This window comes from Pontibacter sp. H249, assembly GCF_037892465.1.
In the GTDB taxonomy this organism is placed as follows: Bacteria; Bacteroidota; Bacteroidia; order Cytophagales; family Hymenobacteraceae; genus Pontibacter.
This window is the reverse complement of sequence record NZ_JBBKTR010000026.1, coordinates 21775-46023: the sequence shown is the minus strand read 5'-3', so window position 1 is coordinate 46023 and position 24249 is coordinate 21775. Positions and strand designations below refer to the sequence as shown.

The 24249-nt window shown below is 43.4% G+C and carries 23 protein-coding genes and 1 pseudogene; 8 read left to right on the top strand and 16 right to left on the bottom strand.

The genetic code is table 11. The features are described 5' to 3' along the window. The 6 genes and pseudogenes from WG943_RS20975 to WG943_RS20950 form a co-directional block, all read right to left on the bottom strand. Window positions 1-545, bottom strand: a 545-nt coding sequence (locus tag WG943_RS20975) for a phospholipid scramblase-related protein (protein WP_340411976.1), incomplete at its 3' end; no start/stop codon positions are given. Between the two features lie 260 nt (window positions 546-805). Further along, window positions 806-1375, bottom strand: coding sequence for a DUF4256 domain-containing protein (locus WG943_RS20970; protein ID WP_340411974.1), 570 nt, complete (start codon window positions 1373-1375; stop codon window positions 806-808). 71 nt (window positions 1376-1446) lie between these two features. After that, window positions 1447-1788 (bottom strand): annotated as a pseudogene (locus WG943_RS20965) (zinc ribbon domain-containing protein YjdM). Window positions 1789-1881: 93 nt separating this feature from the next. Beyond that, window positions 1882-2379 carry a hypothetical protein gene (locus WG943_RS20960; protein ID WP_340411972.1) on the bottom strand — a complete coding sequence of 166 codons (498 nt, stop codon included), beginning with the start codon at window positions 2377-2379 and terminating at the stop codon, window positions 1882-1884. Window positions 2380-2454: 75 nt separating this feature from the next. Beyond that, on the bottom strand, window positions 2455-2784 hold the full coding sequence (locus WG943_RS20955; protein WP_340411971.1) for a hypothetical protein: 330 nt from the start codon (window positions 2782-2784) through the stop codon (window positions 2455-2457). Window positions 2785-2882: 98 nt separating this feature from the next. After that, window positions 2883-3467, bottom strand: a complete 585-nt coding sequence (locus WG943_RS20950) for a hypothetical protein (RefSeq protein WP_340411969.1) — start codon at window positions 3465-3467, stop codon at window positions 2883-2885. Window positions 3468-3888: 421 nt separating this feature from the next. Between WG943_RS20950 and WG943_RS20945 the strand changes: the two genes are divergently transcribed. Then, window positions 3889-4014 carry a hypothetical protein gene (locus WG943_RS20945; protein ID WP_340411967.1) on the top strand — a complete coding sequence of 42 codons (126 nt, stop codon included), beginning with the start codon at window positions 3889-3891 and terminating at the stop codon, window positions 4012-4014. A 229-nt stretch (window positions 4015-4243) separates the two neighbouring features. Here the strand turns inward: WG943_RS20945 and nth are convergent, their stop codons facing one another. The 7 genes from nth to WG943_RS20910 all read right to left on the bottom strand — a co-directional run bounded on the left by nth (window position 4244) and on the right by WG943_RS20910 (window position 8915). Continuing rightward, window positions 4244-4927 (bottom strand): endonuclease III, encoded by a 684-nt coding sequence (nth, locus tag WG943_RS20940; protein WP_340411966.1) that lies wholly within the window; start codon window positions 4925-4927, stop codon window positions 4244-4246. Between the two features lie 18 nt (window positions 4928-4945). Next, the gene (locus WG943_RS20935) at window positions 4946-5176 is read right to left on the bottom strand and encodes a hypothetical protein (protein ID WP_340411964.1); all 231 of its coding nucleotides are present in this window, start codon (window positions 5174-5176) and stop codon (window positions 4946-4948) included. Beyond that, a complete protein-coding gene (locus WG943_RS20930) occupies window positions 5151-5753 on the bottom strand; it encodes an RNA polymerase sigma factor (protein ID WP_340411963.1) in 603 nt (200 codons plus the stop codon). Before WG943_RS20930 ends, WG943_RS20935 begins: the two co-directional genes overlap by 26 nt. A gap of 505 nt (window positions 5754-6258) precedes the next feature. Further along, complete coding sequence (locus WG943_RS20925) at window positions 6259-6693, bottom strand: group III truncated hemoglobin (protein ID WP_340411961.1); 435 nt, start codon at window positions 6691-6693, stop codon at window positions 6259-6261. A 202-nt stretch (window positions 6694-6895) separates the two neighbouring features. Next, window positions 6896-7234, bottom strand: coding sequence for a hypothetical protein (locus tag WG943_RS20920; protein ID WP_340411959.1), 339 nt, complete (start codon window positions 7232-7234; stop codon window positions 6896-6898). 462 nt (window positions 7235-7696) lie between these two features. Beyond that, window positions 7697-7813 (bottom strand): 30S ribosomal protein THX, encoded by a 117-nt coding sequence (locus tag WG943_RS20915; protein ID WP_340411957.1) that lies wholly within the window; start codon window positions 7811-7813, stop codon window positions 7697-7699. 73 nt (window positions 7814-7886) lie between these two features. Beyond that, window positions 7887-8915, bottom strand: a complete 1029-nt coding sequence (locus WG943_RS20910) for a T9SS type A sorting domain-containing protein (RefSeq protein WP_340411955.1) — start codon at window positions 8913-8915, stop codon at window positions 7887-7889. A 542-nt stretch (window positions 8916-9457) separates the two neighbouring features. Between WG943_RS20910 and uvrA the strand changes: the two genes are divergently transcribed. From uvrA to WG943_RS20875, 7 genes are all read left to right on the top strand, one after another. After that, a complete protein-coding gene (gene uvrA, locus WG943_RS20905; protein ID WP_340411953.1) occupies window positions 9458-12268 on the top strand; it encodes an excinuclease ABC subunit UvrA in 2811 nt (936 codons plus the stop codon). Between the two features lie 341 nt (window positions 12269-12609). Continuing rightward, a complete protein-coding gene (gene tpiA / locus WG943_RS20900) occupies window positions 12610-13371 on the top strand; it encodes a triose-phosphate isomerase (RefSeq protein ID WP_340411951.1) in 762 nt (253 codons plus the stop codon). Window positions 13372-13461: 90 nt separating this feature from the next. Beyond that, window positions 13462-13836 carry a DUF6150 family protein gene (locus WG943_RS20895; protein ID WP_340411950.1) on the top strand — a complete coding sequence of 125 codons (375 nt, stop codon included), beginning with the start codon at window positions 13462-13464 and terminating at the stop codon, window positions 13834-13836. Window positions 13837-13843: 7 nt separating this feature from the next. Further along, window positions 13844-14680 carry a 50S ribosomal protein L11 methyltransferase gene (gene prmA, locus WG943_RS20890; RefSeq protein ID WP_340411949.1) on the top strand — a complete coding sequence of 279 codons (837 nt, stop codon included), beginning with the start codon at window positions 13844-13846 and terminating at the stop codon, window positions 14678-14680. A 10-nt stretch (window positions 14681-14690) separates the two neighbouring features. Next, on the top strand, window positions 14691-19436 hold the full coding sequence (locus tag WG943_RS20885; protein WP_340411948.1) for a hypothetical protein: 4746 nt from the start codon (window positions 14691-14693) through the stop codon (window positions 19434-19436). 167 nt (window positions 19437-19603) lie between these two features. Then, window positions 19604-20251 (top strand): glycerol-3-phosphate 1-O-acyltransferase PlsY, encoded by a 648-nt coding sequence (gene plsY, locus WG943_RS20880; protein ID WP_340411947.1) that lies wholly within the window; start codon window positions 19604-19606, stop codon window positions 20249-20251. Between the two features lie 97 nt (window positions 20252-20348). Next, window positions 20349-21713, top strand: a complete 1365-nt coding sequence (locus WG943_RS20875) for a dipeptidase (RefSeq protein WP_445323660.1) — start codon at window positions 20349-20351, stop codon at window positions 21711-21713. 68 nt (window positions 21714-21781) lie between these two features. Here WG943_RS20875 and WG943_RS20870 read toward each other — a convergent pair whose 3' ends face one another. The 3 genes from WG943_RS20870 to WG943_RS20860 form a co-directional block, all read right to left on the bottom strand. Further along, window positions 21782-22426, bottom strand: a complete 645-nt coding sequence (locus WG943_RS20870) for a porin family protein (protein WP_340411946.1) — start codon at window positions 22424-22426, stop codon at window positions 21782-21784. A 134-nt stretch (window positions 22427-22560) separates the two neighbouring features. Then, window positions 22561-23223: a porin family protein gene (locus tag WG943_RS20865; RefSeq protein WP_340411944.1), complete on the bottom strand. Its 663-nt coding sequence runs from the start codon at window positions 23221-23223 to the stop codon at window positions 22561-22563. Between the two features lie 415 nt (window positions 23224-23638). Then, entirely contained in the window at window positions 23639-24229 is a 591-nt protein-coding gene (locus WG943_RS20860; protein ID WP_340411942.1) for a porin family protein, read from the bottom strand. Window positions 24230-24249 lie beyond the last annotated feature (20 nt).

The window sequence follows — 24249 nt, the reverse complement described above, 5'->3', positions numbered from 1 at the left end:
AGCAAGCGGAGGTTATTATTTTGCGGCACCTGGTCGGTTATAGTTAGCATGTAATTATCAGCAGTGGTAAATAGTTCTTTGCCAATGCCAGCCCACTTTTTGCTTACATTGGCAAACTCCAAGTCATCTTTCACAAACCTGAAGTCCCAACTGGTCCATTTACCTTGCAGCGTGAACAGGTAATTGTCGTTAGCATCCAGCACATTAAACTTGCCGCCAATCGAAAAAAACTGTTGCTTAAGTCGGCCCACTACTTCGCCATTCCCGTCCAGTATCTCTACCGTAGATCTGAATATAGCCACACCTCTCCGTACGGTTAGTATTAAGTCGCTGTCGCTTGCAGACTTGATCTCGATTGTGAAAGGTGTCATGCGCTTGTAATCTGTAAAGCGCAGCAGGCGGGAGAAAATACCCAAATTCTCTTCTCGGCAGTACAGCGAAATTTCCTGTGTTTCGGGGTCGTAAATGTCGTAGTTGTTGGAGGCTTTAAAAACGCCAGTATGTTCTTTTACAAGGTATGAGTTCTGATTTAAGGCTGGGTGCATTGGAAAGTATGGTTAGTCTGTTTTAAGAGTGATTTTATACTTTGGGTAAAGTATGAACAGACAATATAGAGATTTTAAAGTATAGACAGCCGAAAAAATAAAAGCCCACTACATGCCATTATGCAGTAGGCTTTTATTTAGATCAAAGTATGATGCAGTATATCAAAAGTAAGCAACTGGTAGCTATACCTTTAAACGGCTTTCTTATAGAAGCTTAAAGTAGCAAAGGCTGGCTCTTTGTTTTAGTTGTGTGTAAAGCTTTATACTTTAAGCAAACCACGAAACGCCCTGGCAGAATAGTAAGATTGCGCACCGTTGTGATAAACAAAAACTTTGCTGTAGCGGCGATCACAAAACAGGGCGCCACCAAGTTTCCTGATCTCAGCAGGTGTTTTTACCCAGCTGGACGTTTTAGCATCAAAGACTCCAAGCTCCTGAAGCTCCCGATATTGCTCTTCCGTCAGGATCTCGATTCCTATAGCAGCGGCCATATCCAAGGCATTATTCTCTGGCTTATGCTCTTTCCTGGACTCCTGCCCCTCACGGTCGTAGCAAACGCTTCTGCGGCCTTTGGGGCTCTCAGCGGAACAATCACAGAAAATGTACTCGCCTGTTTCCTCATCGTAGGCAATAACATCTGGTTCGCCGCCAGTTTTCTCCATTTCGGAGAGTGACCATAGCTTTTCAGGGTTAGCTTCGAGTTTTGCCTGTACTTTAGCCCATTCAAGCCCATTATGGCGGCTCATGTTTTTCTCGAAGCGGACTCTCAGGGTTTTTAGAAGTGCTGTGCCTTGCTCTTCGGGCAACTCTTGTTTATGTGTAACCGCCATTTTGTGCTTTTGTGGTGTGATTACTGTTTTTGCAAGCGATTGACTTTAATGCTTTTATAATTAGGACTGTACTACGCCTTAATTACAAACTCAGATTTAAACCCCATAGAGCCAAAACCATCAATCTTGCAATCAATGTTGTGGTCTCCATCCGTCAGGCGTATGTTCTTTACCTTTGTGCCAGCCTTTACAGGTTTCGGAGCACCTTTTACCGGCAAATCCTTAATCACAACAACAGAGTCTCCATTCTGAAGTACATTCCCATTCGCATTTATTACTTCTAATCCTGTATCTTCTTATAGTTCATTCGGGCTCCACTCATTCCCACACTCAGGACAAGCATAAATCTCTGCACCCATCGAGTAGCCATATGGTGAGCTACATTTTGGGCATTGTTTCATTTCTTCTGACATCTTATTAATATTTCGTTTTGTGAACGTGCTTAGCCATGAGCAGAAGCATCCCGCAGGGGGCTGTTGCTTATAGGTTTTGTTGTGGCCAGTTTTTTATATTGGTTCAATACCAACGTTCTTCTTAAAAAGTAGACAAAAATTCTCGCTACCTGAACCGTAAAATTTCTCGTAGCCCTTCAGTTCGTCTAAGTAGTGATTGAGCTCAGGATTGGTCAAAGTGCTATTATGTTCTAAGTTATTATACCTGAACGGAAAATTGTCATGGTTAGGATTTGGTGTATGGAGAAATAAAGCATCGCTATAGCTGTCAAAATCTAGAATCACAGCATAAAGCTGAAATTCCTTTTTAAGCTTTTGGGTCTCCATTGCGAGAAGTTCAAAATGTCGGAACAGTTTGTCCAGATGTGGTTTCCTTCTTTTAAAGCTGGTGTTCCCAAATCCTTTCCAGTCAAAGTGTAAATGCCAGTTGTCCAACCATGCCTTTGGGTCGGCAAGGTTCAGCCAAGTTATTTTTTCTAAGTCGTTTTCTGTTTGAAGTCTCCTATAGTACTTCTTAAGTCCGCGTTGTTTTTTCATCTTCAAATTAGCCACAACATACTTGGCTTTGCGTTGGCGTAGCTAACGTGAAGGTGTGGTTGGCCTTTCGTTTTTCTTTTATAACCCTCTTCAATTAAAGAAAATTTGTCCGTCCCAACTACTTTCACCACCCCTTAAGATAGTCATTTTTAAGGCTACCCAAACAGCAAATGCAATCGAAAACCAAATTACTTGTTTCCCCTTTCCAGACATTATACTACTTGTTCTTGTAGACAGGAAGTAGGCTAAGTCTACCACAATCATGACCGCTACTATCAATGCATCAATTAAGGCGTCAGCTAGACCTAAACCAAAGCGAATCTTACCACTCCAACTTAATATAATAATTGTAGTAAGAAATGAATTCCAAAACATCAAGTATAGGAAAGGAGAGGTTATCTTTCGCTTTGATGTTTCCATTTGATGCTCTTTTTAATTTAAATGAATGCCAACGCTCTTGGCCATAAGGCGGCGCAGCTAGCTTATGAGTGTGGTTAGCACAGTGTCGTTTTATTCTTCTATTTAACAAAGTAGTTGAACTGAATTGGGTAAACCTGCCCGTCCAGCATTACTTTTGGTTCGAAAGTATTAACTCCTTTCTTTGGTGCTTTGGCTCTGTAGAGATACCTAACACCATACTCTCCCTCTTCCCGCTTAACTGTATAGGCTTCTTCATGTTTGATACTCACAGATGCGTTTTTTATGTCAGTAGGATTCAGGTAAATAGAAGCTTCAAAAGGGACTGATGCTGACGCAGTATCATTGTTAAAGCTCACAAAAAAGTCTTCTTTCCTGTATTCATACTTGAAGACTTCCTTCTTCTGGTAACCTGCATCCTCACCTTTAGCAAGTCTATAAAAGACATCCCCATTCAATGGGCTATTAACCAACTCGACAGATTCACTTACCGTGTCTCTTCTTGTAAATATCAGCTTCCCGTTTTCATCATAAGCTTTAACCACAGAAGTGTCAGCCATCATTTCTTTTAACAACTCCTCAGATGAACCCTCATAGAACTCTACATTCCTGTTAGGCCTTAAAAGATAAAACAAGAGTAGCGATAAAAGACCTACAAAGACAATCGCGATTAATACCTTCTTCATTAATTATCTATATGTGCTAACGATTAGTCTAGATGGTGTTTCGTTGGAGGATCGCTGTGCTCTGCAAGGTTCCTCCTATGGCATCTAGACAGTGTTGGTCGAGGTTGTTTTCCCTTTTTAAGTAATGACTGTGAGTAATTTATTCTTTTTATTTAGGGAAAACAACCTGCATGGTTGGGTTATTTTCTCCTATTAAATTCCTTCTAAGTGGCGCTTTAGCCGGCGGCAGTACTGTTAATAGCGGGGTATTAGCAATGTTGCCGCCGGCGTCAGGCTCGGGGCTGGTCCAAGGTCTAAAGAAAAACTAACTAAATCATTGGCCTCTCTGTTGCAGGCAACTCTCTGTAAAAGAGCCACCTCGGGCCGAAGCTAGCCCCTTGACTTTGTCAAGTCCCAACGCTAACTTCGCCCCACCAAAGTCTTGCCTGGACGCTTCCGTCCGAAAGCCAGCTTTCTCCCGGCACCGCCGCAGCAAGACTTCCCGGCACAAACTCCATTCATGCCTTTGGCACTTTTTCTGATCGTTGCCCGCTTTAGTGGCCTTTGATGCCACCCAGCCCCTAAAAAGCCTGAAAGACACGCCACTTTTAAACTCTGAAAATAATCCCAATCACGGCCAACTAGTGTATAAACGGAAGTCTATTCGGCTTATCTGCTAAAAACAACAGATAAACCGAATAGATACATGAATATAGTATAACCTGAATGGATCTACAACAAAAAAGCCTGCTGCAACTAGAGTTACAGCAGGCTTCCATACTTTGAGTTTTCAAAACTTAAGCCCCACCAACCTTATTCTCCGGATCATCCGGAATATTAGGGTAGTATTTCTGGAAAAAGGCACAAAAATGGGTTAATGGGCATTCTTCGCATTTAGGGCGGCGGGCAACGCAGATGTAGCGGCCATGAAGTATAAGCCAATGATGCGCTTTGGCCACTAAGTCTTTCGGAAGATTGGTTACTAGCTGCTTCTCAACCTCCAGTGGGGTTTTAGCTGTTTTAGTTACCAGCCCCAGTCGTTTGCTTACCCTGAACACATGCGTATCCACAGCCATAGCCGGCTGGTTCCAGATAACCGATACAATAACATTGGCAGTTTTGCGGCCCACGCCAGGCAGCTTTACCAGTTGCTCTACTGTATCAGGAATCTCAGAGTTAAACTTCTCAACCAACATCTTGCCTAAGCCAGCCAAATGCTTTGCCTTGTTGTTGGGGTACGATATACTTTTGATGTAGGGAAATATTTCCTCAGGAGTAGCTGCTGCTAAATGCTCGGGCGTAGGAAAAGCCTCGAACAGGGCAGGAGTTACTAAATTAACGCGCTTATCTGTGCATTGCGCGCTTAGCACAACGGCAATTATAAGTTCGTATGGGTTAGTATAGGCGAGTTCAGTTTCAGGCTCCGGGAAGTTCTGTGTAAAATAGTCTACCAGCAGCCTGTAGCGTTCTTTCTTGAGCATAAAAAAAGTTTGCAATCGTTAAGACTGCAAACTTAAGCTTTTTGAGTAATTAAGTATATTTTGTACAGTACGCTCATGTGGGGTTTTGAGTGCACTGTCTAAAAGGTTCTGGATCTGCAGGAGCTCCGAGCAGCTTTCGGCTAATTCATCGTCGTGCATAAACGCTGCCTCCAGTTGTTCGCAGGCATCTACTGCCAACTCATTGTAAACGTACTGGATCAGCTCATTCTGAGTAGAGGTTTTTATCATAAGCAATATTCGTGTTTAGCATCTTCTTCCTCAGGTTGATAAGCGCATAGCGCATACGGCCCAAGGCTGTGTTGATGCTCACACCGGTAGCGTCGGCTATTTCCTGGAAGCTCATGTCGGCGTAATGGCGCATCATAAGCACTTCCCGCTGCGACTGCGGCAGCGTCTGGATAAGCTCTCTCAGGCGGGCATGTGTGTCTTCTTTTACCTGTAGCTGTTCTGCAGAGTCTTCTGCAAAAGCCATGGTATTGAACACATTGCTGCCATCTTCCAGCGTGATCATCGGGCTACGTTTTTCTTTACGGAAAAAGTCGATTGCCAGGTTATGGGCAATACGGCATATCCATGAAGAAAACTTGCCTTCCTCGTTATACCTGCCGCTCTTCATGGTGTGGATAGCTTTAATAAAAGCATCCTGCATCAGGTCTTCGGCTGTATACGTGTCCTTAACTATTAATAAAATTGTAGTGTAAACTTTGTTTTTGTGTCTGTTTACTAGCTGTTCAAACGCATTTTCATTACCTGCGATGTAAAGCGAGACTAAAGCAGAGTCGCTTACTTGCGTCGTTGTATTCATCTTAAAGCTACATTAGTTTAACGTAGAGCTTTATATCATATTGTAGCGTTTAGGTTTTTGAACAAAGTTTTTTCGAAGTGAAGAATCAAATATATGTAATGCATTTTATTTGTGCAAGAGCAAACCGCTGCTCCTGCCTAAATTAAATTTTTACCTTCAGCACTAGCAAAGCTTCCTTTGGCAGAAAGCATTTATACTTGATTTTCTCTTATACGGTAGTAGAATATAAAAGAGTGTTAAAATCCTTCAATTTAGTTTTCCACATATAGTAAATAGGCCTTATTTTATAAATAGAGCGGTTTTTAGTTAAGGGCCCTTAAAAAATTTATGTGCTTAAAAGTTTATTAGAAGAGCCCATTGCAGCAGATATGGTATCTAAACAAAAACTTTAGCTGGTTATGGGTAATAAAAAAGATCCTACACGAGGACCTTTCTTGAAGATTTTAGTACAGGAGGTAATTTTTAAGCGCAAGCTTGTGTAGGTGTTTCTATGTATATCTGGAAGCTACAGAGCAGGCTGTTTAATTAGGATGTCACTCATACCTAATCTTACCTGGAAAACATGCGCTATACTTGTGGCCTTTTGTTTTGCTTCTGTAGCCTTATTGCCCTCAAATAAAGTATCTGTCGTTTTGCAGAAAAGCTCTACCCAACGAGAAAAGTGGCGGCGCTCTATAGGCAGGCTCATGTGCTTGGGAAAAGGCTGACCTTTGTATGCCATACTTCCCAATAGTACAGTGCTCCAGAAGGAATACATTAGTGGGAGGTGCTTTTCCCAATTTATTCTCGAAAAATCGTTAAATACAGGAGATAGTAACTCATCCTGATTAACGGATTCGTAAAAAGTGTTCACTAATAGCTTTATATCTTCTTCGTTTTCCAAATCCCGTTTCATGTCTTGCATCTGCTTAAACCACTTTGCACCTTTATTATCTAACATTACTCATTACTGTTCTTATGCGTTAAGGCAAATTTACCGGCTAGCCTGCTCTAAGAAAATGACATACATCATCTTAGAGCAGGCGTGGCAGGAAAAGTATGGTAAAACTGTAGCAGAAATGTGGCGTAAACCTGCGGGCATAAAAAATCCTTCGTAAGAGCTGAGGAATCTTGCCGAAGGATAGTCTGGTTTTACTTAAGTATTATTTTCTGCTGTAGCCTTTTAAGCGGTTCAGGATTAACAGCAGTTTGCGGTTTATCTCGCGCTCTTCTACAGGTTTGCACTGTGCGGTAATGTCGCACGGTTTCTGTAGTTTCTTTTCTACAGCTTTTAAATGCTCCAGATAGCACTCGAGTGTTGTGCAGGATACATTTTTAAGAAAATCATCGGTTGCGCCGCTTTCGGCTTTATACTTTAGGTTTATTGCTTTCGAGATCTCAACATTAATCATCTTCGTTAAGTCAGTGTCAGTTTTAATCTCTTGCTGGTACACCTTCCGCTCAATATTTTCTAGTAGTTCACGTATGTCCAGTTGCTTCATAATTCAAATATTAGTTGTTGTTAATATATTATAGTTGCCTGACGGCATTCCTAAAAATACGCTTTTATGATGCGCACGTTTAGCGGAAAAATTAAAAATTACAGTAAGTTAATTTTAGTAACAAGACTTTTACAGAATGGTTACTCTGAGTTTATTTTAAAAAAACCTGAACGGTTATAGCTGTAATTTGCACAGGTGGCTAGCTATAAAATTTTATACTATGGTTAAGTAAGTTGAGTTGCCTTATAACACCATAAATAAGTTAAAAAACTTGCGAGTAGGCGGCAGCTAAACGGCAACACTATACATTATAAAGTATAACTTATTATTTAGCAGATGCTTGCACATAGGAGAGCAATTTTTAAGCTATAGCTATTTAGTAAGGTTAGTCATAGAACACAGCAGAGGCACCCTAAAACGCAATTGCTTAGGGTGCCCCTGCTGTGTCTGGTTTAGAGTTTACTACTTGGCTGTATCCTGCTGTTCCTGCTTAGCCTTATTTGCCTTGCGGGGACGTCTGTTGCCGTAGGTGCCTTTCGTGATTTTACCTTTGCGTGATTTTTTATCGCCTTTTCCCATAAATATTGTTGGTTAGTATGGTTAACAACTATCCACGCTTACGAATAAAGTATAAAATCGGATTAACCGGCTGCTACTCTAGTATTACACGTTGCTGCACTACTTCATTACCGGATGTTGCTGTAAGTATAAATAAACCTTTGCGGTTGTTTATTTCGTCAGCGGTGAATCTGACCAAACCATTCTGCACCACTTTAGATAGCACAACCCTTCCCGACATATCCTTTAACTCCAACAGTGTTTGTGTGCTTTGCCTGTTGCCTCGCACAAGTACTTCACAGTCTCCGCCACGGCAAGGGTTTGGATACATCATTACTTGCATCTCCTCTGGTATTATGTTGTTTACTGCAATTGTTTTAGAGTATTCAAATTGGCCGTCGAAGTCAGCCTGGCGCAGTCTGTAATAGTTTTCTCCAAATTGAGGATTTGTATCGTTAAAGGAGTATTTAATGACAGTGTTCGAGTTGCCATTGCCCTCTATTTTAGCGATTTTCTCGAATGATTTTCCGTCGGTGCTTCTCTCTACATCAAAGTGGCTGTTATTCTCCTCGCTTGCTGTGCTCCATTCCAAATTAATGCCGCTCTCAGTAGCCTTGCCAGTAAAGCTGATCAGTTCTACAGCCAGCGGTGTAATAGGGAGGCATGGGTCTTCAGAATCAAGTCGGGCTTGCAAGTCTACGATAGGCGGCATTGGCACAGGTATGACAAACCCAAAAAATGGAATGCGTCTGTACCTGAAAGGCGATATCAGAACATCTGGTGTTTCTGTAAAAGTTTCTCTGTCCACGGTAAGCTCTACAAAGGAGTTCTCTGCCAACTGTGCTCGCGTTAGTAAGGTCAAAGCGCCACCTGCAGGTTGAAAGACGAGCCCATCGTAATTAGAGCAGTTGCCGCTATTATTCAGGAAAACACTTAAAACAACCAGAAGGGTAGGTGAATCGGGGCTCTCTTCCTGTATCGTTTCATAAGCTATAAGCAAACATTCGTCTTCGTAGCTGCAAACAGCCTCTTCTACAACCTGAGCTTTAGCATTGCTTGCCGAAAAGAAAATTAAAAGAGAAAGTACGGCAGATAGCCGAATTAGGGAATATATGTTTTTCATAGTTAGGGTCTTTTAAACGTATTACATTTTTGTGGTACCGGCTCTTGTATATAACAGAAGTATTGGTCTGCTTTAAAGGCAGTTGTATACACTAGAGAACCAGGTATCAAATAATATTTTCGCAGATTCAGGAAGGGTGGTGGAAACCTGAACCGATACGTTGGCCATTGTAATGTGCAATTTTATAATGCACTACTGGCGCAACTGTACTGTGCAGTGGCTATATAGATTAGTACGTTACTTGTTATATCATGTTAGTTCTATAGAGCAGCTTTTTGTTAAATGTTGGTTTTGGTCTATCGGAAATGCCTGGGGCTTAGTTAAAATAGTGCAAATTCCTAAACCTTTTTATAGTTGCTGCTGTTACAAAAAGATGCTTTAGCGCTTTTTGTGAGAAGGTTTTACGGCGGTTTCAAATAGCTGAAAACGGTTGTAGAATCTCCTTCAAAAAGAAGGCAGCTATTTGTAACTTTACAAAATTATCTAAAGAGAAAAAGACTTGTGCTGCAGGATAAAGACCTGTGGTTTCAGCTCATGCTTTTATGGCAAATATTCCTGATCAAAACTTAGAAGAACTAGACGCGCGTCAGAACATCATCATCAAAGGGGCGCGGGTGCATAACTTAAAGAACCTGAGCGTGGCGCTGCCCCGTAACAAGTTTATTGTAGTTACGGGTCTTTCCGGCTCTGGCAAATCATCGCTTGCCTTTGATACGCTATACGCCGAGGGGCAGCGCATGTACGTAGAAAGTCTCAGCTCTTACGCACGTCAGTTCCTGGGCCGCATGGACAAGCCCGATGTAGACTATATCAAAGGCATCAGCCCGGCCATCGCCATCGAGCAAAAGGTAAGTATTAAAAATAACCGCTCTACAGTTGGCACAAGCACTGAAATCTACGATTACCTGAAGCTGCTTTATGCCCGTATTGGCAAAACATACTCGCCTATATCAGGAGAGGTAGTGCAGAAAGATAGCGTTGCAGATGTGGTAGACTTCATTTTTTCGCTAGAGGATGAAGCACGTGTGATGATATTGGCGCCGCTGCTGCTGCACAAAGACCGCACCCTGGCTAAGGAACTGGACCTGCTGCTTCAAAAAGGTTATTCCAGAATCTATGCCAAAGGGCAGGTATACTTTATTGAAGAACTGCTGGAGGAGAAGAAGCCAAATCTTGGCAAAGAGGTTTATATTTTAGTAGATCGGGCGGTTATCTATAAATCAGATGAAGACCTGCAGTTCCGTATTGCAGACTCAGTACAGACAGCCTTTTTTGAGGGGCATGGCGAGTGCCGCGTAAAGTATGGAAACGACGAGGAACGTGTGTTCTCCGATAAATTTGAGCTGGACGGAATCGTATTTGAGGAGCCATCTGTAAACTTCTTCAGCTTTAACAACCCCTACGGTGCCTGCCAAACCTGCGAAGGCTTTGGTAGCGTGCTCGGTATAGATCCTGATCTGGTTATCCCGGATAAGAGCCTCACAGTTTACGAAGGTGCCATTGCGCCTTGGCGTTCTGATAAAATGAACGAGTGGCTGCAGCCACTGCTAAAGAACGGCATTCGTTTCGATTTCCCGATTCATAGGCCATACAACGAACTTTTGGAGGCAGAGCAGGAGCTACTCTGGACGGGTAACAAGCACTTTGAAGGCCTGAATGACTTTTTTAAGTTTGTGCAGCAGCAAACGCATAAAATACAGTACCGTGTGCTATTGTCGCGCTACCGTGGCCGCACCTCCTGCCCCGACTGCAAAGGTTCTCGTCTGCGCAAAGACGCCAGCTATGTAAAGGTAAATGGCAAAAGTATAACCGACTTGGTGCTGATGCCCATCACTCAATCATTGGCCTTTTTCGAAAATCTGCAGATTTCAGAGCACGAGCATAAAGTGGCAGAGCGCCTCGTAACAGAAGTAACTAACCGCTTAGGCTACCTGGTGCGTGTAGGGCTGGGGTACTTAACGCTAAACCGTCTGTCAAACACCTTATCTGGTGGCGAAAGCCAGCGCATAAACCTGGCAACCTCGCTGGGTAGTGCCTTGGTAGGATCTATGTATATCCTAGATGAGCCAAGCATTGGCCTGCACCCTAAAGACTCTGAGCAGTTAATTGGAGTGCTGCGCACACTGCAGCAGCTGGGCAATACCGTAATTGTAGTGGAGCATGAGGAGGAGATGATGCGTGCTGCCGATCAATTGATCGATATTGGTCCGGAGGCTGGTTCTGGTGGCGGTAACCTGATGTTTCAGGGTACATTAGATGATCTGACTAAAACAGCTGATACGTACACGGCCAAATACCTGAGTGGCCGCCTGGAGGTGCCGGTGCCAGCGCAGCGACGTAAATGGCGCAATGCAATCGAGATTATCGGCGCACGCGAGAATAACCTCAAAAATTTGAGTGTGAAAATTCCATTGAATGTAATGACAGTGGTAACAGGCGTGAGTGGCTCAGGTAAGTCTACTTTGATCAAGAAGATTTTGGCGCCGGCTATGCAGAAGTTGCACGGTTCATCATCTGAGGCTACAGGTAAATTTGATAAGCTAGCCGGTGATTATAGCAAGATTGAACACGTAGAGTTTGTAGACCAAAACCCAATCGGTAAATCTTCGCGCTCTAACCCGGTAACATATGTAAAGGCTTATGATGCTATACGTACCTTATATGCGGATCAGCCATTGGCAAAATCCAGAGGATTTAAGCCTTCTCACTTCTCATTCAACATTGATGGTGGTCGCTGCGAAGTATGCCAGGGCGAGGGGCAGGTAAAGATTGAGATGCAGTTTATGGCTGATATCTTTTTAACCTGTGAAAGTTGCCACGGCCAACGTTTTAAGCAGGATGTGCTCGATATCAAGTATAAAGATAAAAGCATTTCTGATGTGCTGGATATGACCATTGCCGATAGCATTCAGTTCTTTGCGGATCAAAATAAAATTGTGGAGAAGCTGAAGCCATTGAACGATGTTGGCTTAGGCTACATACGCTTAGGTCAGTCTAGTAATACATTATCAGGCGGTGAGGCGCAACGCGTAAAATTAGCGTCTTTCCTGACTAAAGGTGCTCAGCCGCACCAGTCAAATATTCTCTTTATCTTCGATGAGCCAAGTACTGGTCTGCACTTCCACGACATCAGCAAATTGCTAACATCTATAAATGCTTTAATTGAAAACGGCAACACTGTTGTTATCATCGAGCACAACATGGATATTATTAAATCTGCTGATTGGATTATCGATCTAGGCCCAGAAGGTGGAATAAATGGTGGGCACCTGCTATTTGAGGGCACACCGGAGGATATGGCTAAGCTGGGAGATAACCACACAGCAAGATTCCTGAAGACAAGATTGGAGTAGAAAGTATAAACTATAAGTATAAAGCCGCTGCAAAGTATAAATGCAGCGGCTTTTTTGTTTTCAGCAGTATTTGTCCCATCACCCCTGCCCCTCCTTAACCAAGGAAGGGAGCTCTTACCTACATATTTTAGCTATTTAGCTTATAATAACCTGCCCACTTTTAAATATGAAAGTTTAACCCAACTTTAGAAAAGCAGATTAACGGATGTAATAAATAAACTCCCCTCCTTGGTTAAGGAGGGGCAGGGGTGGTTTGTTATACACCTGCTACAAACTATAAATCATATTTTATTAACTTGCCGTACCTGAAATCAAATAAAACAAACATCAAAGTATAAAACATGAGAAGACGTATAGTTGCAGGAAACTGGAAGATGAACAAAACCTACGAGGAGGCGCTTTCGCTGGTATCGGAGATCGATAATATGGTGAAAGACGAGGTAAACGGTGATGTTACCGTGATTGTAGCCCCTCCATTTCCTTTCCTGCAAAGCGTAGGCAAGTTAACTCAAGGCAACGACCTGATGCACCTGGCTGCCCAGAACGTAAGTGAGCACGAAAGCGGTGCGTTTACCGGTGAGGTGTCGGCAAGTATGCTGAAGTCTGTTGGTACAGAGTATATAATTATTGGCCACAGCGAGCGCCGCATGTACCACCACGAAGATGCGCAAACGCTGTATAAGAAATTAAAAGCTACCATAGCACAAGGCTTGAAACCGATATTCTGCTGCGGTGAGCCATTAGAAGAGCGCGATGCAGACCGCCACTTTGAATATGTTGGCAAACAGTTGCACGACAGCCTTTCTTACCTGAGCAACGAAGAATTTGACCAGGTGACGGTAGCTTATGAGCCGATCTGGGCTATTGGCACTGGCCGCACAGCCAGCAGCCAGCAGGCACAGGAAATGCACGCTTACATTCGTGAGCAACTGTCTCGTATGTTCGATGCAGAGGCGGCAAGCAACACAAGTATACTATACGGCGGAAGCTGCAACCCAGGCAATGCACGGGAGCTTTTTGCGCAGCCTGATGTAGATGGCGGTCTTATAGGTGGTGCATCACTTAAATCTAGAGACTTTACTGACATTATCAGGTCGTTCTAAAAGCGAAAGTATAAAGTATAAAAGGCTGCCAGCTTAATTAGTTGGCAGCCTTTTTGTTTTGGATAAAATTAATTTGAGTAACTTTAAAGTATGCAAATCCTGATTACATTTTGGTTTACCTTGCTGCCGCTGTTTTTGGCAGAAAACGAGGCTTCAGCGCCTGTTGAAGAGGTAGTTGCTGCACGTGATTTCTGCAAGGTTTATGGTTCTGTTTACCTGGAGCGAGACCCAAAGTATAAGAATACGGCTTCTTATACTGTTTTTCTGGAAGAAGATGAGGCTTTTGCTAATATGGTAGTATACCGTGAGAGTAATAAACTTTTTGCCGATGCTACTGCAGTTTGGTATATTACATCCAAGAAAGCGTTTGCCGACCACATAGTATATGTAACCGACAATCGCAATTTTGCAGATTTTACTGTGCATTTTACTAAAGTACGGTCGTTTGCCGCATGCCGCGAATAATACACATATGGATTTTATAGAAGTTACCCTTAAAGTAGACGCCGAATACGCGGACATACTTACAGCCGAGCTGGGAGAGCTGGGTTTTGATGCTTTTGTGGAGACAGAAGATGGTTTTAGTGCTTACATTGACGAGGATAAGTTCTCTGAAGAAGATTTGAAGGAGGTGTTCCATCGTTACGCAGCCCTTGTGCAGGTGGAATATACTACTCAAAAAATTGAACGACAGAACTGGAACGAGGAGTGGGAACGCAACTTTGAGCCACTTTTTATCGGAGAGCAGGTTTCTGTTAGAGCCTCTTTTCACGAGAAGCCAGCTAACGCAAAGTATGATATCGTGATCAACCCTAAAATGTCGTTTGGCACGGGGCACCACGAAACTACCACTCTTATGATAGAGAACCAGCTGACGCTGAGCCACCAAGGTAAACGCGTGCTGGATATGGGATGCGGAACTGGTATCTTGGCAATAATGGCTGGCGAACTGGGCGCTTCTGAAATTGTAGCCGTAGAAATAGAAGACTGGACCGTAGAGAACGCCCGCGAAAACGCTGAATTAAACGGCTATGAAAATATCGATGTACGTTTAGGCGGAGCCGAGACGATAGAAGGAGATAAAGCCTACGACATTATACTAGCTAACATCAACCGAAACGTTTTATTAGAAGACATGCCGGCTTATAAAGCTGTGCTTGCACCGCAAGGGTGGCTGCTACTAAGCGGTTTTTATACCGAAGACCTGCCAATAATACAGGAACGGGCAACCGAACTTGGGCTTAATTACATTTCGCACCGGGTAAAGAACAACTGGGTGTCGGCAATATTTAGAGCAAGCGAATCTTAATTATACTGCTATGAGGCATAAACTTTTACCCTTATTTTTTTTATTATCGATTGTAGTGGCGCAGGCGCAGTCTAAAATAACTGGTAAGCCTGATGATTTTGTGGCGGAAGTAAAGGCGATGCTGATAACGGGTAAAGCAACCAATGCCGATAAACTTGCCGCTGATCTGGAAGGTGTCTGGAACAGCGGCACACTTACCTCTAAACAGCAGAAGGAGATCATAGACATTACGCAAGGGCTATACCGCAAGCGCATGCGCGTTAACCCGCACTATGAGCAGTTCTTCGTGATGGTAACGGCTGGTATAAATAACCAGAACATGCGGGGCAAGCAGCTCGATGAGATGCTGAACGTGGTGGCAAAGTCTGTACAGAATGAAGAAGGCAAGCAATTGGAGGCTTTCCTGCATATCGCAAGCCTTTATCTCCAAACCAATCGCATTTACCAAAATACCTATTATAAGCTTAACACCTCCGGCGGCAGCTTTAGTTTTGCTTATGAAGGCACCAGCAAGCCAGCCGAAGCGAAGGCAGAAGATCCTTGGGCAACATCCTGGGATGATGAGGTAAATGAACAAGGGGAGGTACTGGAAGATGATGGCTGGGGAACTCCTGTTGCTGCTAAAAAAGAAGACAAAAAAAAGAGCGAAAAGAACAGGAAAGAAAGTATAAAGCGTCAGTTTATTCCTGCTATGCCCTCTGTAAGTGGTCCTGTTCTAAAGCTGGAAAATGTTAACCTTACCTTTGTTACCCCCTGGGACTCTACCGGTATAAAGAAAACAAACGGGCAGCTGATGCTTGCCAGCAACATTTTTGTAGGAGAAGGAGGTAAATTCGATTGGCAGGCAGGTGGCACCCCAGCCTCTGCCGAAATCAGGAAGTATAGTTTTAACACATCGTTTGCAGGATTCAAGGCACCAGATGTAACAGTAACTTACGCATCTGTACTGGAAACTCCTGTTGAGGGTGCTATGGAGTGGATCAGCGGGAAACGCAAAACAAGTGAATACCCATATCCGAAGTTTTTCTCTTTTACAAACGATGCAAAGCTTAACAACCTCGGCAATAACATAGCTTATACAGGTGGTTTTTCGATGCAGGGCAACCTGTTAGGCAGTAAACCACTCGACAATAGTTTATCTGAGATTGTAGTATCTTATAACGGAGAACGCAAGTTCCGTTCGCAGGCCCGCAACTACAATGTAAACGATTCGCTAATAATGGCAAACCGGGCGTCGGTAGCTATTTATCAGCAAAAAGACTCGCTTACGCACCCAGCAATGCAGTTGCGCTACTCCAAGCCCAAGCAGGTACTCACCCTTACAAAAGATAAAGGCCCATATGCACGCACTCCCTTTGTAGATACTTTTCACAAGCTTGAGATCACAGCAGAACGGCTTCACTGGGATTTAAGCTCTCAGGAGATAGATTTTTCTATCATCAACTCTAAGTCGCTGGTGCCGGTACAGATAGAATCTTCTCACTATTATTCTAATAACCGTTATCAGCAACTGGTAGGGGTAGCTCCTTTTCATCCGTTGCAGGTGCTTATTGGTTACGGGGCTAAGGCCAAGAGCAATACATTTTATGCCGCAGAAGTAGCCCGTTCTACCAAATTAAACGAGCAGGCGATAAAAGAAGCAGCTTTGGCTATGCATCACGCTGGTTACCTTAAGTATGACCCGGCAACAGGATACATTGAGCTAGAAGAAAAAGCCTGGCATTATGTGCGTTCTTCCCGCAACATTAATGATTACGATCACTTAATTATTAAATCGTTGGTGCCCTCCGGAAGAAATGCTACCCTTAACCTTGCTGATAATAAGCTAACAGTACGGGGCGTAGAGAAAATCACCTTCAACAACGATACGGCAAGTGTATACATACATCCAACAAAAAGTGAAGTACACATTCTTAAAAACCGTGATATAGAATTTGATGGGCATGTGTTCGCCAGCAGCCTCGCTTTTAAAGGCTCTAAGTTTAAGTTTAACTACGACGAGTTCTCCATCGACCTGACCAAACTGGATACAGTTGCCTTAATGTCGAGGAAGCGCAGGGCGCAGGGCGGCGAGGTAACAGACCAGGTACTGACAGGTAAGGGAGGCTCTATCTCTGGTAAACTTTACATTAACAAGCCAAATAACAAGTCAGGCAAAGAGCACTATGCTGATTATCCTAAGTTCGATGCGCCGGTAGGAGCACAGGTGGCTTTTGCAAGGCCCGATGTGGCAGGTGGCGCCTACGATAGTACCGTATACTTCGATATGCCGCCGTTTAAACTCGATAGTTTAGCATCCGGGAAGAATGTGATCGGATTTGACGGTACCTTTAACTCTGGAGGCATCTTCCCGTCGATTAAAACAAAACTGATCATGATGCCTGACGAAACATTAGGCTTCTACTACCAGCCCGGGCCAAAGGGATTGGCAGCGTTCGGTGGTAGAGGTATGGCTTATGATACTATAATGATGAGCTCCAGTGGTATACAGAGCAAGGGCAAGCTTACATACCTCACGGCAACACTTCAGGCCCCGGTTTATACTTATTACAAGAATGCAGTAGTTACAAAAGAGGGCAAAACAGCAGAGATAGCCGAGGGGACATTAGGCGGAACACAGTTTCCGGTGGCTAAAGTTTCTAATTACCACATGAACTGGCTGCCGCAGGCTGATACCATGTACATCCAGACGCAGAAGGAGCCAATGAAAGTGTACAAAGAGGAGTTTGCCTTTAAAGGGATAGCCAAGCTTGCACCAGGTGGTTTGTACGGTGCAGGCGTTGTGGATAATCCTGTGGCAAACGTAACATCGGCAGAACTACACTTTAAACAGCGCCACCTAAGCGGTAACCACGCCACTATGATTGCTAAAGCTGATAAGGCAGCAGGGCGTCCGGCTATTAAAGCGAAGGATATGGCATTTGAGTATGACCTGGTAAAAGGTATAGTAGACTTTGAGAGTGAGGTAAAGGGAGCTGCAAGTATAGAATTCCCGCACGCGCAGTATACAACCTCAATGAGTAGTGCCCGCTGGGACATGAACAAACAGCGAGTAAGCCTTAAAGCGGACGAAAGTGGTAACAAGAACTGGTTTTACTCTCAGCATCCGGCGCAGGAAGGGCTTATGTTTGCAGCCGCCAGCGGAGAGTACGACCTAAAAGCTAACACCATACTTGCAGGCGGCGTGCCATACATTACAGTAGGTGACTCTTATGTGATGCCGGATAGTGGTAAGGTAGCTGTTGCCGGTGATGCCACTATCAAAACACTTCGCAACGCAAAAGTAGTTGCCGATACATTACAACAGTACCACAAGCTCTACGCCGGTAATATTGACGTGCTGTCGCGCAATTCCTTTAAAGGTACTGCAGTGCACGACTATTTTAACGCGGCTTCAGACTCCTTTAAGCTGACTTTTGCAAACTATGTGTATGGTAACCCTCGTGGTAAGAAAAAGCCAATTTATACTTTTGCAGATGCTCAAGCTGATGAAAACAGCCAGTTCTACATCTTCCCAAGAATTCTGTACCGTGGAAAAATATTGATGCATGCCAACAAGGAGCACTTTGACTTTGACGGTGACCTGAAGCTTAACTTTACAGGTAATCCTGCAGACTCAGACTGGTTCTCCTACAAAAAAGACTCGCTGAACCCAGCAAACGTTCGTATCCCGATTATGAAGCCCAAAGCTGCCGACGGTACACCGCTGCACACGGGTCTGCACATTTCGCGGGGTAGTTCTAAACTTTACAACACCTTTGTATCTAAAAAGCAAGACCCCGAGGACCTGGATCTCTTTACTGTAGATGGCTTGCTATCCTATAACAAAGAGAGAACAGAATTTAAGATGGGCCGTGAAGATCGCGCTTACGAAGGCTCTTTTGAGGGTAATCTGCTGCTCTACAACGAGGCCTCTAACACAGTTAGGTTTGAAGGAAAGTTAAACCTGGTAAAGCCAGTAAAAAACTTTAAGATAGAGGCTTCGGGTAGCGGTGATGCAAACGTAGACAGTAGCCGTTATAAATTAGATGCCTTTATGGCTTTTGATCTAGCAGCTCATACCAGTATCCTTACTGCCATGGGAGAATCGCTTAAAGATAATGTGGGAGGTGCAGGCGAAGCATTGGATAAGAGTGAGGCCACTATGTATAAATTGGCAGAGTTTATAGGCAACAGAGCTGCGCAACAGTATGGCGCTAGTATGGAATATATGCCACTGCCGAAGCTGTCAAAAAAATTAATACGAAGCCTGATCATCAACCAAGCTGACTTACGATGGTCTAATGAGCTGAATGCATGGTATAGTATAGGCAAAATCAGTGTGGCTAGTATATTAAAAGAAGATATCAATGCCCAACTGGATGGCTACCTGGAGATAAAACAGGATATGAACGGTGAGCCGGCAGTTACGCTATACTTACAGGCAAACCCTTATGCGTGGTACTACATCAACTTTCTGAATAACTCACTTACTATAGCCTCTGCAGACGAGAAACTAAACAAGCAGGTGCGATCTAAAGGCAAAGGCATTTTTGAAGGTGGCGAGATAGACAAGAATACTTTCCTGGAGCACTTCCGCAAAAATTACCTGAATGGTGAAAGCGGTTTCAAGATTGCAACAGGACAACCACTTAACGAGCCGATCAACAATACAAACTACGCTGAAGAAGAGGAGGATGAAGGCAAGGGTAAGAAGAAGAAACGCAAAAAAGATAAGAAAGATCCTTTTGAGGTAGGTAGCGAAAATAACAACTAAACCAGGAACTATGATATAGGCGTATATAGTTTGAGATATACTTGTTTTGGCGTTTAAATTAAGATTTGCCTATATTTGGGCTTGTTTATGCCCGGGTAAAAGTAAAGTAGTGCCATCTGGTATGATACTGCAAAAGCAGCCTGGCAAGGTTAAAGTATAGATTACACATGGATTTTCTGTTGATAGCTGTATTAGGCTTACTAGCTTACTTAATTGGTTCTGTTTGTACAGCTGTATGGTTGGGTAAAGCCTATTATGGCATAGATATTAGAAAGCACGGCAGTGGTAATTCCGGGGCTACCAATACCTTCCGGGTATTAGGTAAGAAACCGGGTACTATCGTAATGCTGATTGATATCTTTAAAGGCTGGGCTGCCACATCGCTTGCTGGTTTGTTGGTAATTTTTAATGCCATACAAGCTGAAAACTTAGTGATTTACCAGCTTTTATTCGGCGCTTTGGCAGTAGTAGGGCACATATTTCCGGTGTACGAACGCTTTAAGGGTGGTAAGGGCGTTGCAACTTTATTAGGTATGATGCTGGCCATTCAGCCGGAGGTGGCGTTGGTATGTATGGCCATTTTTGTAGTGGTACTGTTTGTGTCGCGTTACGTATCACTAGGATCTATGATTGCAGCGCTTGCCTTCCCGATGCTGCTGCTGTTGCACCCACGCTTTCATCCGGACAACCCAATCCTGATCATCTTCGGATTCATACTTTTTGCTGTGGTTGTGTTAACACACCGCAAAAACATAAACCGCCTGATAGCTGGCGAAGAGAGCAAGGCAAACATTGGCCTGGGCCGCAAAAAATAAAGATCAAAGTACAACGATATGCTAAAAAGCCATCCTTTACTACAAGGGTGGCTTTTTTTTGTAACTTTAAGTCGAAACCAAAACGTAACTGCTAACTATGATAAACCAATATATCAACGAGAACAAAGACCGTTTTATTAACGAGTTGCTGGATATGCTGCGCATACCATCTGTAAGCGCCGACCTAAAATTTAAGCAGGATGTACTGCGCACAGCAGAGTTTGTAAAGCAGCGCCTGATCGATGCAGGAGCAGATAACGTGGAGCTGGTAGAAACACCTGGCAACCCGGTAGTATACGGTGAGAAAATAATAGACCCAAGCCTGCCGACTGTAATTGTTTATGGTCACTACGATGTACAGCCAGCCGATCCGTATGAGCTCTGGACCTCGCCTCCGTTTGAGCCAGTAATCAAAGACGGTAAAATTTACGCACGAGGAGCCTGTGACGATAAAGGCCAGATGTACATGCACGTAAAGGCATTCGAAGCCATGATGAAGACCGGTACGCTTGCCTGCAACGTGAAATTTATGATAGAGGGCGAAGAAGAAGTTGGCTCTGTAAACTTAGCCACCTTTGTAAAAGAAAATAAAGATAGGCTGCAGGGCGATGTAATTCTTATTTCGGATACAGGCATGCTGGGCAACGATACGCCTTCTATCACAGCAGGTCTGCGCGGCCTTAGCTATGTAGAAGTAGAGGTTACAGGACCAAACCGCGACCTGCACTCAGGGTTATATGGTGGCGCTGTGGCCAACCCGATTAACATTCTTTGCCAGATGATCGCCTCTTTGCACGACGAAAATAACCACATTACCATACCTGGTTTTTATGACAACGTGCAGGAGCTAAGCCAGGAAGAACGTGCCGAAATGGCCCGTGCCCCATTTGACCTGGAGAAGTATAAAAAAGCGCTTGATCTGGGAGATGTACATGGGGAAGCCGGTTATGTAACCATGGAGCGTAACTCCATTCGCCCAACACTTGATGTAAACGGTATCTGGGGCGGCTATACTGGCGAGGGCGCTAAAACAGTAATCGCTTCAAAGGCATTTGCCAAGATATCTATGCGCCTGGTACCAAACCAGACGTCAGAAGAAATAACAGAGAAATTCCAGAAGCATTTTGAAAGTATAGCACCGAAAAGCGTGAAGGTGGTGGTAAAGCCGCACCATGGTGGAGAACCTGTGGTTACACCTACAGATTCTGTAGCTTATCAGGCAGCTGCTAGAGCTTATGAGGATACTTTCGGAGTAAAGCCAATTCCTGTTCGCAGCGGTGGCTCAATTCCGATTGTGGCAATGTTCAAATCTGAGCTTGGCCTTGACTCTGTATTAATGGGCTTTGGATTGGATTCGGATGCGATTCACTCGCCAAACGAGCACTTTGGTATCTTTAATTACATGAAGGGTATTGAAACGATACCGATGTTCTACCAGCATTTTGCTGAAATGAGCAAATAGTAAAGTATAAAACAGTACAATTTAAGAGGCCTGGTAGTTTACTATCAGGCCTTTTGTTTTGTTAGCTGTTAAGGTAGCAAAGGTGCAAGTAAGTAACCTACACTTATTTTAAAGCCAAAATTTTTCTGGTCTAGCTCTTTAGAAAAAGATTTAAAGCCGCCGAAATTGTGTACACTCATAAAGAAACCACTATCTAACTGGATGCCTAGACCTACAGTGTAACCATAATCCCATCTTTCAAAATCATCTATACTTAGCGGGTAATCAGCGAGTATAGTAGGTTCTGGTTGGTTGGCTTCTGCACGGTCAATAATGTTTACTTTGGCAGTTTCTGCTAAGAGATATCCTAAATAAGGTCCACCTTGAGCAAATAACCCACCTTTCTGTATTTTTAGCATAAGGGGCAATGTTATGTAGTGCAAGCGGTGATCATCTACCAAAGCTTCAGTGGCATTTATGGGGTAGCCATCGTAGGTAAAGCCTTTCTGCTCATACAGCAACTCTGCCTGCACCGCTAGCCTCGACACAAACTCATAACTGCCTATAAAGCCGCCATGAAAACCTGCCAATGAATTAGTTACATCCGTTGAGCCATCGTCGCCATAGGCACGGGTAAACCCAGCTCCTGCTTTTGCTCCAAAGCGGGCAAACTGCGCTTGAGCAAGTTGTGCCGTTAAAAGTATAAATAGCAGAAGTAGAAAAGTCTTTTTCATAATATTGATTTTATAGGGAAGGCTACTATGTATTACTAACGCAAGTATAAATTTATTGGCTGGCCTTGTTACAAATAAAAAAAGCCAGCCTTACGCTAGGTAAGGCTGGCTTGTAAAGTATAGTTTATACTTTGTTATCTGCCAGAAGGAATAGTAAAGCCTAAGGTTAGCATAATGGTAGAATGTCTTGCGTTTGTAAGATCGCCTTCAAAATAATCTTCAGCGTTAGTATCAACAAAATCTGTTAAGCTGCCGTTGTAACGCACACCTATGCTGATGCCGCTTCTGGCCATAAGACCAATACCAGCCGCGTAGCCAAACTCAAAGTCTTTTAAACCGTCTTTGTCTCTCTCTGTAGTAGAAGAAGATTGCAGGTTTCCATTAAAATACTCTTTAGTTTCGTTGTTAACGCTTAGCAGATAAGAAGCCTGCGGGCCACCTTCAAAGTATATTGGGCCAGCTTTTATTCTAGCCAGTATAGGCAGTTCCAGGTAGTTGTAATTTACCTTGCCTGTACGTCTGTAATCACCTAAAGGCGTTGAGAATTCTGTGTCACTGTTCTTAAATCCTTTGTTAGAGTAAAGCAACTCCGGCTGTATGGAGAAAAAGTCTCCTACAATACCAAAGTTCATGGTAACACCGGCATGAAAGCCTACTTTATTCTCGTAACGATCTTCGTTGCGCAGGTCTCCGGAGAGGTTAGAAAGATTTGCGCCACCTCTTATGCCAAACGACTGTGCTTGGGCAAAGGAAATACTGGCAAATGCAAAAACGAATACAAATAATAGCTTCTTCATAATCATTAAAATGTTTTGTTATGCTCAGATAAACGTGGTTTATACGCTTAACTAGATACATAGAGGTTTAAATTTTAATACAATCTTTTAGTGTACACTGCAAACACCTGAATTTTAGATACTAAATTTTTAATGTGTCTGCAGCGGTTGCGCATGCAATGAAGCATTAGCAACAAGTAGGCCAAAAGTATAGCGTCAGCCTATATAGTTTTACTAAATGCTCTGAGCTACTTTGTAACAGGTTGTTAAACTGATTGTTGTAAGGTTGATTAGTTTAATGTGAGATAAGTGGGGCTTAATGCAATCTTAGTTGTGATGGCTTTGCTGCTGAACCTGCTCCTATACAATAGAAGAGCCCTGCAGGGGCAGGGCTTTCCATTCATAGTTTATATTTTATACTAAAGACATCTCGTTATTATCTGCCGGTAAACATGTAGGCAAGAGTTAACATAAACACATTGTTTCTTGCATCTGAAACGTTAGCGTTGTCATATAGTTTTGAAATATCTCCATTATATCGTACACCTACACTTAAACCAAGTGGCGTAGCAGAAAGACCAATGCCAGCGGCATAGCCAAAACTCGTTCTTTTAAACTGATCCAGGTCATCATCAATGTTAATACCATTAGATTCTATGTCGCCACCTATTCTGAAAGAAGCCTGAGGGCCGCCCTCAAAGTATAACGGACCTGCATTTACGCGGGCAAGTACAGGTACATCTATGTAACTGATTTTGTACTTGAAAGTATCATCATCAGATTCAGCGCCTTTTGTAGAGAATAATAATTCTGGCTGTATAGCAAAAAAGTTATCGCTTGTTAGGTAAAACTGCGAAGTTAAACCGGCATGGAAGCCAAACATTCTGTCAAGGTTATCTACGTCGTCGCCGTTGAAGCCAGAATAGTTTGCGCCTGCCCTTATGCCTATGCCCGGAGCTTGCATTTGTGCCTGAGCTGTAACTGTGGTTATGAGCGCAAGCAGTACTAAGGTTAAAATCTTTTTCATAACTCTAAATAATTTATAGG

Bases quoted from the DNA above. Each gene is read 5' to 3' on its own strand.
- WG943_RS20875 (WP_445323660.1), top strand. From the start codon at position 20,349: ATGATAAACCAATATATCAACGAGAACAAAGACCGTTTTATTAACGAG.
- WG943_RS20870 (WP_340411946.1), bottom strand. From the start codon at position 22,426: ATGAAAAAGACTTTTCTACTTCTGCTATTTATACTTTTAACGGCACAA.
- WG943_RS20955 (WP_340411971.1), bottom strand. From the start codon at position 2,784: ATGGAAACATCAAAGCGAAAGATAACCTCTCCTTTCCTATACTTGATG.
- prmA (WP_340411949.1), top strand. From the start codon at position 13,844: ATGGATTTTATAGAAGTTACCCTTAAAGTAGACGCCGAATACGCGGAC.
- WG943_RS20895 (WP_340411950.1), top strand. From the start codon at position 13,462: ATGCAAATCCTGATTACATTTTGGTTTACCTTGCTGCCGCTGTTTTTG.
- WG943_RS20915 (WP_340411957.1), bottom strand. From the start codon at position 7,813: ATGGGAAAAGGCGATAAAAAATCACGCAAAGGTAAAATCACGAAAGGC.
- WG943_RS20920 (WP_340411959.1), bottom strand. From the start codon at position 7,234: ATGAAGCAACTGGACATACGTGAACTACTAGAAAATATTGAGCGGAAG.
- WG943_RS20950 (WP_340411969.1), bottom strand. From the start codon at position 3,467: ATGAAGAAGGTATTAATCGCGATTGTCTTTGTAGGTCTTTTATCGCTA.
- WG943_RS20930 (WP_340411963.1), bottom strand. From the start codon at position 5,753: ATGAATACAACGACGCAAGTAAGCGACTCTGCTTTAGTCTCGCTTTAC.
- WG943_RS20925 (WP_340411961.1), bottom strand. From the start codon at position 6,693: ATGTTAGATAATAAAGGTGCAAAGTGGTTTAAGCAGATGCAAGACATG.
- nth (WP_340411966.1), bottom strand. From the start codon at position 4,927: ATGCTCAAGAAAGAACGCTACAGGCTGCTGGTAGACTATTTTACACAG.
- WG943_RS20910 (WP_340411955.1), bottom strand. From the start codon at position 8,915: ATGAAAAACATATATTCCCTAATTCGGCTATCTGCCGTACTTTCTCTT.
- uvrA (WP_340411953.1), top strand. From the start codon at position 9,458: ATGGCAAATATTCCTGATCAAAACTTAGAAGAACTAGACGCGCGTCAG.
- tpiA (WP_340411951.1), top strand. From the start codon at position 12,610: ATGAGAAGACGTATAGTTGCAGGAAACTGGAAGATGAACAAAACCTAC.
- WG943_RS20860 (WP_340411942.1), bottom strand. From the start codon at position 24,229: ATGAAAAAGATTTTAACCTTAGTACTGCTTGCGCTCATAACCACAGTT.
- plsY (WP_340411947.1), top strand. From the start codon at position 19,604: ATGGATTTTCTGTTGATAGCTGTATTAGGCTTACTAGCTTACTTAATT.
- WG943_RS20970 (WP_340411974.1), bottom strand. From the start codon at position 1,375: ATGGCGGTTACACATAAACAAGAGTTGCCCGAAGAGCAAGGCACAGCA.
- WG943_RS20865 (WP_340411944.1), bottom strand. From the start codon at position 23,223: ATGAAGAAGCTATTATTTGTATTCGTTTTTGCATTTGCCAGTATTTCC.
- WG943_RS20885 (WP_340411948.1), top strand. From the start codon at position 14,691: ATGAGGCATAAACTTTTACCCTTATTTTTTTTATTATCGATTGTAGTG.
- WG943_RS20935 (WP_340411964.1), bottom strand. From the start codon at position 5,176: ATGATAAAAACCTCTACTCAGAATGAGCTGATCCAGTACGTTTACAAT.